Source organism: Burkholderia sp. 22PA0106 (assembly GCF_047497155.1).
GTDB lineage: Bacteria > Pseudomonadota > Gammaproteobacteria > Burkholderiales > Burkholderiaceae > Burkholderia.
Genome location: NZ_CP163163.1, coordinates 2166203 through 2179215 on the forward strand (window position 1 = coordinate 2166203; position 13013 = coordinate 2179215).

Here is a 13013-nt window from a genome sequence, read left to right on the forward strand (position 1 = left end):
CCGGCCGCCCATGACGCCGCCATGGGTATTGGCCAGCTGCGCTGGTCTTGCCGCAGATGCTCGAGGCGCGGGGGCTGCCCCATTTGGGGCGGCACCCCGTTTGCTGACTTACGGGCGCTTTGCCGTGACGTGGTCGATCAGGCCATAGGCCTTCGCGTCATCGCTGGACATGAAATTATCACGATCCGTGTCGCGTGCGATGCGCTCGACATCCTGCCCGGTGTTCTCGGCGAGGATCTTGTTCAGGCGTTCGCGCAAATATAGAATTTCGCGCGCCTGAATTTCGATGTCCGACGCCTGGCCGCGCGCGCCGCCCAGCGGCTGGTGAATCATCACGCGGGCGTTCGGCAGCGCATAGCGCTTGCCCTTCGCACCCGACGACAGCAGGAACGCGCCCATGCTGGCGGCGAGGCCCATGCACAAGGTCGAGACGTCCGGCTTGATGAACTGCATCGTGTCGTAGATCGCCAGGCCAGCCGACACCGAACCGCCGGGGCTGTTGATGTACAGGCTGATGTCCTTGTCCGGATTCTCGCTTTCGAGGAACAGCATCTGCGCGACCACGAGGTTGGCAGTCTGGTCGTTCACTTCGCCGACCATGAACACGATCCGCTCCTTGAGCAGACGCGAGTAGATGTCGTACGAACGCTCGCCGCGACCACTCGTTTCGACCACGATCGGCACGAGGCCGAGCGCCTTGGTCTCGAAATCCTGCGGCGCATGGGAAGCCAGCGTATTCAGCAATTCAGCGCGATTGATCATGCAATGAGCCTTGTCCGAAATGAGTATTGAACGGAAGAAAGCGCCGGCGGCGCGAAACGATTGCGCCACCGGCCCGGACACCGACGTAAAAACGGCGTGCGGGCCGTCGCTCCGACAGCCGGCACGCCGCTGAAACGACGCTTAAGCCTGCGCGGATGCGCTGGCCAGTGCCTCGAAGCTCACTTCCTTGTCCGTCACCTTCGCCTTGCCGAGCACGAATTCGACGACGTTGCTTTCAACGACGAACGCTTCCATTTCGGCCAGACGCTGCTGGTTCGAATAATACCAGCGGACCACTTCCTTCGGGTCTTCGTAGCTCTTGGCGAACTCGTCGACTTCGGCGCGGATCTGTTCCGGCTTCGCTTCCAGGCCGTTGGCCTTGACCAGCTCGGCGATCACCAGGCCCAGCTTGACGCGGCGCTCGGCTTGTTCCTTGAACATTTCGACCGGGATCGGTGCGTTCTCGGCGTTCGGCACGCCGCGTTGCGCCAGATCCTGACGGGCCATTTCGACCAGGCGCTGCTGATCCTGCTCGACCAGCGCGTTCGGCACGTCGAGTTCCGAGATCTTCAGGACGGCGTCCATGACCTGGTTCTTGACGAGCGACTGCGTGCGGCGCTTGGCTTCGCGCTCGAGGTTTTCCTTGATCTCGTTGCGCATCTTGGCGGTGTCGCCATCTTCGATGCCGAGCGTCTTGGCGAACTCGCCGTCGATTTCCGGCAGATGCGGCCATTCGACCTTCTTCAGCGTGACCGTGAACTTCGCGGTTTTGCCGGCGACGTCCTTGCCGTGGTAATCCTCGGGGAACGTCAGGTCGAATTCGCGTGCTTCACCAACCGTCAGGCCCAGTGCGGCCTGTTCGAATTCCGGCAGCATGCGGCCTTCGCCGAGCACGAACGGGAAATCTTCGGCCGTGCCACCCGCAAACGCGACATCGTCGATCTTGCCGACGAAATCGACCGTCACGCGGTCGCCGTTCTGGGCTGCCTTTTCGGCGCCGCCGTCGCCATGCTCGCCGGCTTCGCCGCGATCATGGAAGTGGACGCGCTGCTTGCGCAGGATGTCCAGCGTGCGGTCGATTTCGGCGTCGCCGATGGTGGTGGTCGAGCGCTCGACTTCCGCCGTCGCCAGATCGCCGATCGCGACTTCCGGGTAGACCTCGAACGTCGCGTCGAACGCGTAAGCGTCGGCCTCGGCTTCCGCCTTCGGTGCGAAGCTCGGCTGGCCGGCCACGCGCAGGCTTTCCGCGCGGCTGACTTCGAAGAACTCCTGGCCGATCTTGTCGCTCAGCACTTCGGCCTCGACCTGACCCGCGTATTGTTGCGCGACCATCTTGAGCGGCACCTTGCCCGGGCGGAAGCCCGGCATGCGCACGTTCTTCGCGAGTTTCTGAATACGGGCGTCGATCTCCTTCTGCACGACTTCCTTCGGCAGGGAGATCGTCACACGGCGTTCAAGCTTGCCGAGGTTTTCAACAACGTTAGCCATGGCTTCAATCGTCCTAAAATTATTCGAGCGAATCGGGTTTCCTTGCCGCGCCTGCCTCGCGACACGCATGCATCGCGCGGCGTCGCCGCCGTTCTCGTTCGTCGGCGCCACGTTGAAAAGTGCGACGCCTGCGGCATGAAAAGCACGGCTTTGGCCGGAAGAATCGACTATTCTAGCAAACTATTTTCCCCATACCCGCCTGATTGCAGCGCCTCGAACCAGCCGGCGGCGCCCGCCCGCACTCGGCCCCGCGCGCTTCCCGCTCCCAGCGCGCCGATTCCAGCCATACCGCCCCGCCTATTCGCCGCGCGCCGCCGGCCTGTTAAGCTCGCGTTTCCGTCTCGATCGACGGCTCGCGCGCCGAGGTTCGGCCACCGCCGCAGCCGCCGCCGAGACAGCCCTTGCGACACCCACCGAACATCTCATCGGAGACACCATGCAGCCCTTCCCGTCCGCGCCTGTCATCGTCATCGCGCCCGATTCCTTCAAGGGGTCGTTATCCGCGCAGCAGGTTTCGGACGCGATCGCGGCCGGCGTCCTGCGCGCGCGCGCCGATGCCGAGGTGCGTTCGTGCCCGATGGCCGACGGCGGCGAAGGCACGCTCGACGCCATGCTGGCGCACGGGGGCGCACGCCGCACGCTCGCGGTGAAGGGCGCCTCGCTGGCCTCGCGCGAGAGCGCGGCGGGCCTGGTGGATACGCACACGGCGATCATCGAGACGGCGGAAATCGTCGGCATCACCGATCCGGTCGGCATGGCCGTGCCGGTGGAAACGCGCAGCACGCGCGGCATGGGCGAGGCGATCCGCCAGTTGCTCGATGGCGGCGTGCGCACCTTCTTCGTGGCGCTCGGCGGCAGCAGCACCAACGACGCCGGCGCCGGCCTGCTGGCCGCGCTGGGCCTGCGCGCGCTCGACGCCGAAGGCCGCGAGATCGAGCCCACCCCGGAACGGCTGGCCGATATCGTCCGGCTCGACGCCTCGGGCCTCGATCCGCGCCTGGCCGACACCGAATTCGTCGGCATGTCGGATGTCGACAATCCGCTGACCGGCGATCACGGCGCCACGGCGATCTTCGGGCCGCAAAAAGGCGTGCGCCCCGATCAGGTCGCGCAGCTGGACGCGGCACTCGCGCATTACGCCGATCTGGCCGAAGCGGCGCTCGGCCGGCAGGTACGGGAATTGCCCGGCGCAGGCGCGGCAGGCGGGCTCGGTTTCGCGCTGCATCTGCTCGGCGCGCGTTTCGAGGCGGGTGCGGAAGTAGTCGCGCGCCAGATCGGGCTCGATGCGGCCCTCGACGGCGCGCACTGGCTGATCACCGGCGAAGGCCGCTCCGACGGCCAGACGCTGCACGGCAAGGCGCCGTTCATTGCTTGCCGCCACGCAGCGGCGGTCGGCGTGCCCGCCACCCTGCTGTCGGGCGGCGTGGATTCGGCCGCGCTGTCCCAATTGTCGGTACATTTCGACGGCTGCTTTTCCCCGGCGCCAGGACCGATTACGCTCGAGGTCGCGATCCGCGACGCCGCGCGCCTGCTCGAAAACGAAGCCGAGCAATTGACACGGTTGCGCTTCGGCCGCCTCGCCGCGCCGTCGTCGCCCCGTTGACCGCGCGCGGCGATCCGGGAACAATCGGGCCGCCGCCCTATCTCCAGGAACCGCCATGAAAGGCAGTCAAGCCGGACTCGACCAGTTTCTGACCCAGCGTCTGCATACGCTGAACAAGCTCACCGATCGCGCGATCGGCGAGCTTTACCGGGACAAGCTCGGCATCACGCTGCCCGAAGCCCGCGTGATCACCTCGGTCGGGGCCTTCGGGCCGTTCTCGATCATGGAACTCGCACGCAGCACGCATCTCGACAAGAGCCAGGCGAGCCGCGCCGCCGAAGCATTGATCAATCAGGGCCTGCTGACACGCACCACCAGCGACGAAGACGGCCGCGTGGTGGTGATCGGCCTGACGCGCGAAGGCACAGCGCTGAACCGCCGGATCATGACGCTGGCGCGGCGCTGGAACGCCGATCTGGCCGAACGCCTGACCGACAGCGAGCACGCCGCGCTCGAACGCGCGCTCGACAAGCTGATCGCCAGCACGCGCGAACGCATCGAGTAAGCACAGCGCGCTTCAAGCAGCCGGCTGTTTTGCGTGATGCGCCGCAATTCCTGCCTGGCTATAGGCCGCTATTGCGCGCACGCTGGCGCAGCAGGCCCAACACGGCGTCGCAAAACGGCGTCGGCACGCCGAGCGCACGGCCCAGTTCCGGGAAAACCCCGAGGATCGGCGCGATTTCCAGCGGCCGGCCCGCCTCGAAATCCTGCAGCATCGACGTACGGAACGCGCCGAGCCGGCGCGTCACGGCCGTGCGCTCGACGCTGCTCATGCCGGTCGACAGGCCCAGCCGCTCGCCCACCGCCGCCGCCTCGTCCATCATGCGCAACGCCAGCGCGTGCGTGTCCGGATCGTCGAGCAGCGCCAGCGTCGTAGAGCCGGTCAGTGCACTGAGCGGATTCATGTTCATGTTGCCCCACAGCTTGACCCAGATCTGCGTGCGGATATCGGCGGTGGTTTCAACGTCGAAACCGCCCGCGGCCAGCGCGGCGGCGAAAGCCTCGGCCTGCGCCGCTTGCGCCGTGCCGGGCGCGCCTACGATCAGCCGGTTGCCGGCCACGCGCCGCACCACGCCGGGCGCATCGGTCGCCGACGACAGATGCACCACGCAACCGATCGACTGCACCGGCGGCAGCGCGGCAGCGATCGCGCCGCCCGGGTCGACGGCATCGAGCGAACGGCCGTCGAGCGCGCCGCCGATGCCGTGCAGGAACCACCACGGCAGGCCGTTCATGGCCGCGACAAGGGTGGTGCGCGGGCCGACCAGCGGCGCCAGTTGCGCGGCGAGCGCCGGGAGCGCCTGCGCCTTCAGCGCGATCACGACGTAATCCTGCTCGCCGAGCGCGCGCGGATCGTCGCTGGCGACCAGCGGCGTGCGGCGCGTCACGCCAAGATCGTCGACGACCGTCAGGCCGTCGCCGCGCAACGCGGCGAGCGTCTGCCCACGCGCCAGCGCCGACACCGTCCAACCCGCCTGCGACAGCGCCGCCGCCAGCAAGCCGCCGATCGCGCCAGGGCCGACGATCGCGGCCCGTACCGGTGAAGCATTCATATGCACGCCTCCTCAAAGGTTCGATGATGCCCAGAGCCGCTCGCGGCATCGCCATCCACGATGCACCGGCATGCACCTGTTGAAAACTTTTTGTTACATGGTTGCACGCGCAACCGTTCAGGCACGACAAGACACAAGCGGTTACGCCCCGGATCGCCAGCCCTGGCGGGTTTCCGGCCGTTTTCAGGCACGAAAAATTCCGTCGAACGTAACAAAACGTGAGCACCGGCTTCAGGGCAAACGCACTAGAAAGCCCCCTGCATTTGGCCCTGTTGACGGCGACATCGCCACCGTATTCTGAACGAACTGCCCACTTCCACTTAGGAGACAGGCGATGCAGCACTTACACATCACGCCCGATCCGCAACCGATCGCGCCACAACCGATTCCAGGCGATCCGCCGCCCGGCCAGGATTTGCCGGGCACGCCTCAACCGGACGTTCCGGTGCCGCCACCGGGCTTGCCGCCCGTGACACCGATTCCCGATCCACCGCGTGCATGACGCGCTATTTAATCAACTCCCCCGTCATTGACGACACCACTCAACGGAGAATGACACCATGAACAAGATGAACAAGATCACCATTCCGTCGCTGCTTGCCGTGAGCGCTGCCCTGTTGCTCGGTACGGTCGGCATGCCGGCCGCCTACGCGCAAACCACGGATGCCAACGGTGCCGCGATGAAGTCGGATCAGCCGGTCACCGATACCTGGATCACCACCAAGGTGAAGTCCGAACTGGCCACCACCAAGGGCGTTAAGAGCACGGAAATCGGCGTGAAGACGGTCGATGGCGTGGTGACGCTGACCGGTGCGCTGCCGTCGTCGACGGCCGTCAAGAAGGCCGTAGCCGTCACCAAGGCGATCAAGGGCGTCAAGAGCGTCGACGATTCGGGCCTGAAATCGAAGGGCTAACGCTTCACCCGTGAGTTCGGGGCGCCGCCGCGCGCGGCGCCCGATTCCCCAACGACCAAGGAGGACATCATGAACGAAGACAAGATCAAGGGCCAATGGAAGCAACTGGCCGGCAAGCTGAAGGCCCAATGGGGCAAGTTGACCGATGACGACCTGAAGGTGCTGGATGGCAACCGCGAATATCTGGCGGGCCGCATTCAGGAGCGTTACGGCATCGCTCGCGACGAAGTCGAAAAGCAATTGCACGACTTCGACCGCACGCTCTAACCGACAACCGCGGCGCGTCACCTTCGTGCGTGCGCGCTGCGCTCACGCAAGGAGGCCGAAATGGGTAGATACCTGATTGCCTGGCTGCTTGGCGTGCCGATCGGACTGTTGGTCGTGATTTATCTGATCGCGCACATTCTTTGATATCGAAGGCTGGATTGCGCAAAACGCGGTGTATCAGCAGTTCGCTGATACACCGCGTTTTTTATTTTCCGCGCCGGCCGCCCTTCTCCCGCCTCGTTACAGATTCGTTTCCGGCACCCAGACGATGGTGGCCTGCACCGCTTCGCCCGGCGCCAGCACGCATCCGCCGCGCGCCGCTGCCGGCACATCGAGATTGATCCAGTCGGTCGTATTGCTGACCGGTTCGGCACAGAACACCGGCTCGCCCGGCGGCGAGTACAGCACGAAGCAGTCGAGCGGCGCCTCGGCGCGCATCGTCAGGCGACGACGCTCGTCCGGCCAGTCGATCACGGCCTCGTGTCCCCATCCCGTGAAATTGTTGTCGAGCGCGAGCGCGTCGACGGCCACGCCCTGCGCGAGCGCCCCGACGGCCGGATGCGCGTCGAGCGACACCGGCAGCAGGTCGCCATCGCTTTGCCACATCGCGGCCACCCATGTGCGCAACCGCGTATGTGCGCTGCGCGGGTAATACGGGTGGTGACCGAAGCCGAACGGCATCGGCCGGCTGTCGAGATTGCGCGCGGCGATCCGCAGCGACAGCGCGCCATCCGCGCGCAATTCGATCCGCTGCGTGGCCGCATAACGGAACGGCCAGCCCGGGTTGGCGGCCGTGCCCGCGTCGGCGGCCGGTTCGTAATCAAGCTGCAACTCGACCGACGCCTCGCCGCGTGCCACGACCTGCCACGGCAGGCGCCACGCATGGCCGTGCAGCGCATGGCGCAGCGCGCCCTCGCCCATCGGCAATTGCCAGTCGCGGCCCTCGAAGCGGAACCGCCCGTCGCGAATTCGGTTGCAATACGGCATCAACGGGAAGCTCGCCAGCAGCAGCGGATCGGCGGCATCGAGCGCGTCGCGCCCGGCCGGGCGCAGCCAATGCACCGGCCCGTGCGGCGTGGCATCGTAGAACGCCGCCAGCGATCCGCCCAATTCGGGCGCGATCACCACGCGGCGCACGCCATCGTGCAGCACAACGAGCGCGGGATCGTCGAGGATCGTGCGATCGAGGTCGAACGCCACCGGCTCGGCGGCGTGCTCGGGGCCTGGGGCCTGCGATTGGCGGGAGGAAGGGGGCGTGGCGGGACGGCAGTTCAAGACAATCGCTCCCATGACGATGGCGGCGGGTTCGCGGGTAATTTCCGCCAGCGTCGCATAGCCATTGCATTTTCGTCAATTTATTACTAATAATTCATTCATCGCCGATGCGACCGCCGCATCGCGCACCGTTCCCGGTTTCCGCATTCGAATGAAAAAATCCACGCAGCGCCGTCCTACCATGACGGACATCGCCAAGATCACCGGCGTCTCGCAATCGACCGTCTCGCTCGTGCTGAACGGCGCGGTCGGCGCGAAGTTCTCCGACGACACGCGCCAGCGCGTGCTGAAAACGGCCGAGGAGCTCGGCTACCAGTTGCCGACCCGCGCCAGCGCGCCGGCCGCGCCCGGAGAACGCAACCAGATCGTCTATATCGCCGACGAAATCTCCACCAGCCCGCACCCGGTCGTCAGCATCGACGGCGCGCGCGACGCCGCCTGGAACAACGGCTGCCTGCTGGCCGTGTACTCCACGCACGGCAACGCCGAGATCGAGCAGCGCGTGCTGCAGCAGGCGCTGTCGAGCGAATCGGTGCTCGGCGTGATCTACGCGACCGTCTACACCCGCAAGGTGACGGTGCCGGCCGCGCTGCTGAAGGTGCCCACGGTGCTGCTGAACTGCTATTGCAACGAGCGGCCGCTGTCGTCGGTGGTGCCGTCGGAAGTCACGGGCGGCCACACCGCCACCGAATTCCTGACCGCCTCGGGCCATCGCCGGATCGGCTTCATCAACGGCGAAACCTGGCAGGACGCGGCCAAGGACCGGCTCAAGGGCTATCGCCAGGCGCTCGCCACCGCCGATCTGCCGTTCGACACGAACCTGGTGCGCGACGGCGACTGGAGCTCGGGCAAGGGCTTCGAGCACACGCTCTCGCTGATGCGCGAGCCGAACCCGCCCACCGCGATCTTCTGCGCCAACGACCTGACCGCGATCGGCGCGATCGAGGCGCTCAAGCAGCTTGGCCTGCGCGTGCCGGAGGATGTCTCGGTGATGGGTTACGACGACCAGGAAATCGCCCGGCACACGCATCCGCCACTCACCACGGTGCTGCTGCCGAACCACGAGCTGGGCCGCTGGGCCGTGGAAACGCTGCTGCAGGAACACGAGAACCGCGATGCCGGCGCGCCGTTCCGGCACCGCACGATCAAGCTCGACGGCCCGTTGATCGAGCGCGGTTCGGTATGCCCGCCGGCCGGCGCATCGGCTGAAGCATCGGACGAAAAAAACGGCGATGCAGCCGGTCATGAACCCGTCGCCGTATCCGGGGATACCCGAGGTAATATTTTTAATTCATGACTGTTAATATTAATTGAATCCCCTGCGCTCGGGGTTCGTGCCGGACCGGTTCCGGCCATCAGGCGCGTCAGCAGCAACTCGTCGTGAAACGTGTAGGGTCAACAATAAACGGAGACAAGCATGGCAACAGCATCGCTGCATCGCAACCTCGTCACGATCGCCCTGTGCGTGGCCGGTGCCTGGTCGGGCGTCGCGCTCGCGCAGGACACCGCCGCGCAGAAGGTCGGCAACGCCTCGAACGAAACCTGTACCAATCCGAAGCCGGGCAGCCTCAAGCTCAACGACCTGGTGGTCGGCTTCTCGCAATCGGAAAACGAACAGAACCCGTTCCGGGCGACCGAAACCGCCTCGGTGCGCGCCGCCGCCAAGGCTGCCGGCGTCAAGCGCCTGCTTTACACGAACGCGAACAACAATCCGGCCAAGCAGGTGTCGGACATCGAAAGCATGATCAACCAGGGCGCGCAGGCCCTGATCGTCGCGCCGAACAACTCCACGGGCCTCCAGCCGGCGTTCGCGCAGGCCAAGGCCAAGGGCATCCCGGTGGTCACGATCGACCGCCAGACGGCCGGCACCAATTGCGAGGACTTCATCACGTTCCTCGGCTCCGACTTCTTCGATCAGGGCAAGCGCGCCGCGCAGGCGCTCGCCGCCGCCACCGGCGGCAAGGCCGTGATCGCCGAAATCCAGGGCGGCTACGGCAACACGGTCGAAAGCCAGCGCACCGACGGCTTCGCCGAAGGCCTCAAGGCCTACCCGAACATGAAGATCGCGGCGGCGCAAACCGCCAACTGGTCGACCACCGAGGCGCAGAAGGTCATGGAGCAGATCCTGCTCTCGCACGCCGACGTCAACGCCGTCTACACCCACGCCGACGTGATGACGCTCGGCGCGATCACGGCGCTGCGCCAGGCCGGCAAGCTCAAGGGCGTGACCATCGTGTCGATCGACGGCACCAAGGACGTGGTGCGCGACATCTCGGCCGGCATCGTGACCGCCGACGTCGAGACCAACCCGCGCTTCGGCCCGCTCGCGATGCAGTCGCTCGCCGACTGGTTCGCCGGCAAGCCGGTCGCGCAGAAGCAGATCATGAAGGACGCGCTCTACGACAAGAGCAACGCGAAGAAGTCGCTCGACGCCGGCTCGGTGTACTGAGCCAGCCTTCCGCACCCCGCCCCGGAGCCAGCACGATGAACGATTCGGCAGCACGCGATGCGAACCGCGACGGGCGCGATGCGCCCGGCCGGATCGTGCTCGAGACGCGTCACGCGTCGAAAACCTTCGGCGTGGTGCGCGCGCTGCGCGACGTCTCGCTGACCTTGCGCGCCGGCGAGGTACACGGCCTGATCGGCGAGAACGGCGCCGGCAAATCGACGCTGATCAAGATCCTGACCGGCTTCCATCCGCTCGACGAAGGCGCCGTGCATCTCGACGGCGAGCCGGTTGCGTTCACCTCGCCGCGCGACGCGCAGCGCCTCGGCGTGAGTGCCGTCTATCAGGAGATCAACCTGATTCCCGAGCGCAGCGTGGCCGAGAACATCTTCATCGGTCACGAGCCGCGTCGCTTCGGGTTCCTGATCGACCGGCGCCGCATGAACGCGATGGCCGGCGAGATCCTGCGGCGTTACGGCCTCGCCGTCGATCCGGCGGCGCGGCTCAGTGCGCTCGGCCTCGGCGAGCAGCAGATGGTGTCGATCGCGCGCGGCGTGTCGCTCGGCGCGCGCGTGCTGATTCTCGACGAGCCGACCTCGGCGCTGTCGGGCGCGGAAGTCGAGGTGCTGTTCCGCGTGGTGGATCGCCTGCGCGCCGACGGCATTGCACTGCTGTTCGTGAGCCATCGGCTGTCCGAGTGCTACCGGCTCTGCGATCGCTTCACGGTGATGCGCGACGGCGCCGTCGTGAAGACCGGCACGCCCGACGAGCTGCCGCGCGCGGCGCTGATCGCCGCGATGCTCGGTCGCGACAACAAGGGCCACGGCGGGCGCGTCGAACGCCCCTCGTCGGCCTCCGCCACCGCCGAACCGGCGCTGACGGTCGACAAGCTGCGCTGGCGCACCCGGGTGCGCGACGTGTCGATGCGGATCGCGCCGAAGGAAATCGTCGGGCTGGCCGGCCTGCTCGGCTCGGGCCGCACCGAAACCTTCAAGGCCGTGTTCGGCGCGCAGAAGGCCGAGGGCGGCGACGTGCAGATCGACGGCGGCGCGCTGCGCAACACCGCGCCGGCGCGCTCGATCGAGCGCGGCCTCGCGTTTCTGTCGGAAGACCGCCGCTCGGAAGGCATCTTTCCGCGGCTGTCGGTGCGCGACAACCTGGTGGCCTCGGTGCTGCCGCGCATCTCGCGCTTCGGCTTCATCTCCACCCGCAAGCAGGACGAACTGGTGGCGCGCTACATCGAGGAACTCGGCATCAAGACCGCCGGCCCCGGCGCGCCGATTTCCACGCTGTCGGGCGGCAACCAGCAGAAGGTGCTGATCGCGCGCTGCCTGTCGACCCACCCCACCGTGCTGCTGCTCGACGATCCGACGCGCGGCATCGACGTCGGCGCGAAAGAGGAAGTGCACCGCGTGGTGCGCGGCCTGGCCGACGACGGGCTGGCGGTGGTCGTGACCTCGTCCGAAATGGAAGAACTGCTGGAACTGACCGACCGCCTCGTGGTGCTCAACGAAGGCGTGACCACCGGCACGCTCGCGACGCAGGGCGCCAGCTCCGACGATGTGCTGGCGATCCTCGCCCAGGGCGGCCAGGACCCCGGCGGCGATGCCGCGCCGGACGCCACCGCGACGCCGGCCCCGGCGGCCGACCGATAGATCGCCCGCACAACCGCCAGGCCGCGCGCGCTTCGCGCCGCGCCCGGCCGCTCCACCGAACCGACGAGGACAGCTTGAGCCTTTCCAACCCTTCCGCGCAGCGCCCGCCCCGCGCGCTGCCCGCTCACGCCGCGCTGGTGTGGGCACGCGAGAACAGCGTCTACGTGGCGCTGGCGATCCTGGTGCTGATCAATCTCGCGATCACGCCCGGCTTCTCGAATCCGCTGGCCGCCCGCAGCCTGCTGTTCGAAGCCGCGCCGGTGGTGCTGATCGCGCTCGGCCAGAACCTCGCGATCGCCACGCGCGGCATCGATCTGTCGGTCGGCTCGGTGATGGCGCTGGCCAGCGCGACGGTGGCCGTCTGCCTCGATTTCGGCACCGGCACCGCGATCGCGGCCGGGATCGCGGCCGGCCTGGTGGTGGGCATCTTCAACGGCGCGCTGGTGTCGATCGTGCGCATCGATCCGCTGATCTCGGGCCTCGCGCTGCTGGTCGCCGCGCGCGGCCTCGCGCAAGCGCTGGTCGGCGGCTCGCGCGTGAGCCTGCCGCCCGCCGACGCGTTCGACCTGCTCGGCACCGGCGCGATCGGCCCGCTGCCGGTGGTGATGCTGATCGCGCTGGCGCTCGGCCTGCTGGTCATGCTGCTGGTGCGCCGCACCACCTTCGGCCGCTACACGATCCTGATCGGCGCGAGCCGCGGCGCGGCGTTCCTGGCCGGCATTCCGGTGCGCCGCACGCTGTTCCTCGTGTATGCGGCGAGCGGTGCGCTGGCAGGCCTGGCCGGCGTGTTCGCGTCGGCGCGGCTCGGCGCGTCGGACCCGAACTACGTGGGCGTCAATTTCGAACTCGATGCGATCGCCGCATCGGTGATCGGCGGCACGCCGCTGTCGGGCGGCCGCATCTCGATCGTCGGCACGGTGTTCGGCGTGCTGCTGCTGCAGGTGCTCGATGCGAGCTTCATCATGAACAACGTCAGCTTCACCTATGCGCAGATCCTGAAGGCCGTGTTCATCGTCGTCGCGCTGTATCTGCAGCGGCAAGGGGGCTGAT

The 13013-nt window shown here is 67.1% G+C and carries 12 protein-coding genes; 8 read left to right on the forward strand and 4 right to left on the reverse strand.

Annotation, left to right across the window (positions count from 1 at the left end):
* Positions 1 to 108: 108 nt before the first annotated feature.
* Both clpP and tig read right to left on the reverse strand, forming a co-directional pair.
* Complete coding sequence (clpP, locus tag AB4850_RS24320) at positions 109 to 762, reverse strand: ATP-dependent Clp endopeptidase proteolytic subunit ClpP (RefSeq protein ID WP_414442054.1); 654 nt, start codon at positions 760 to 762, stop codon at positions 109 to 111.
* Between the two features lie 141 nt (positions 763 to 903).
* Positions 904 to 2250 (reverse strand): trigger factor, encoded by a 1347-nt coding sequence (gene tig / locus AB4850_RS24325; protein ID WP_414445599.1) that lies wholly within the window; start codon positions 2248 to 2250, stop codon positions 904 to 906.
* Between the two features lie 436 nt (positions 2251 to 2686).
* Between tig and AB4850_RS24330 the strand changes: the two genes are divergently transcribed.
* The gene (locus AB4850_RS24330) at positions 2687 to 3853 is read left to right on the forward strand and encodes a glycerate kinase (RefSeq protein ID WP_414442055.1); all 1167 of its coding nucleotides are present in this window, start codon (positions 2687 to 2689) and stop codon (positions 3851 to 3853) included.
* Between the two features lie 55 nt (positions 3854 to 3908).
* Positions 3909 to 4358: a MarR family winged helix-turn-helix transcriptional regulator gene (locus AB4850_RS24335; RefSeq protein ID WP_414442056.1), complete on the forward strand. Its 450-nt coding sequence runs from the start codon at positions 3909 to 3911 to the stop codon at positions 4356 to 4358.
* 58 nt (positions 4359 to 4416) lie between these two features.
* Here AB4850_RS24335 and AB4850_RS24340 read toward each other — a convergent pair whose 3' ends face one another.
* Positions 4417 to 5406: a 2-dehydropantoate 2-reductase gene (locus AB4850_RS24340; protein ID WP_414442057.1), complete on the reverse strand. Its 990-nt coding sequence runs from the start codon at positions 5404 to 5406 to the stop codon at positions 4417 to 4419.
* Positions 5407 to 5975: 569 nt separating this feature from the next.
* Here AB4850_RS24340 and AB4850_RS24345 point away from each other — a divergent pair.
* Both AB4850_RS24345 and AB4850_RS24350 read left to right on the forward strand, forming a co-directional pair.
* Positions 5976 to 6320, forward strand: a complete 345-nt coding sequence (locus AB4850_RS24345; protein WP_414445600.1) for a BON domain-containing protein — start codon at positions 5976 to 5978, stop codon at positions 6318 to 6320.
* Positions 6321 to 6389: 69 nt separating this feature from the next.
* On the forward strand, positions 6390 to 6587 hold the full coding sequence (locus tag AB4850_RS24350; protein WP_414442058.1) for a CsbD family protein: 198 nt from the start codon (positions 6390 to 6392) through the stop codon (positions 6585 to 6587).
* 240 nt (positions 6588 to 6827) lie between these two features.
* Here AB4850_RS24350 and AB4850_RS24355 read toward each other — a convergent pair whose 3' ends face one another.
* The gene (locus AB4850_RS24355) at positions 6828 to 7862 is read right to left on the reverse strand and encodes an aldose 1-epimerase (RefSeq protein WP_414442059.1); all 1035 of its coding nucleotides are present in this window, start codon (positions 7860 to 7862) and stop codon (positions 6828 to 6830) included.
* 151 nt (positions 7863 to 8013) lie between these two features.
* Here AB4850_RS24355 and AB4850_RS24360 point away from each other — a divergent pair, with 151 nt between their 5' ends.
* The 4 genes from AB4850_RS24360 (at position 8014) to AB4850_RS24375 (ending at position 13012) form a co-directional block, all read left to right on the forward strand.
* Complete coding sequence (locus AB4850_RS24360) at positions 8014 to 9159, forward strand: LacI family DNA-binding transcriptional regulator (protein ID WP_414442060.1); 1146 nt, start codon at positions 8014 to 8016, stop codon at positions 9157 to 9159.
* A 120-nt stretch (positions 9160 to 9279) separates the two neighbouring features.
* Positions 9280 to 10311: an ABC transporter substrate-binding protein gene (locus AB4850_RS24365; RefSeq protein WP_414442061.1), complete on the forward strand. Its 1032-nt coding sequence runs from the start codon at positions 9280 to 9282 to the stop codon at positions 10309 to 10311.
* Positions 10312 to 10346: 35 nt separating this feature from the next.
* Positions 10347 to 11963, forward strand: coding sequence for a sugar ABC transporter ATP-binding protein (locus AB4850_RS24370; RefSeq protein WP_414442062.1), 1617 nt, complete (start codon positions 10347 to 10349; stop codon positions 11961 to 11963).
* Positions 11964 to 12037: 74 nt separating this feature from the next.
* Entirely contained in the window at positions 12038 to 13012 is a 975-nt protein-coding gene (locus AB4850_RS24375) for an ABC transporter permease (protein ID WP_414442063.1), read from the forward strand.
* Position 13013: the final 1 nt, after the last annotated feature.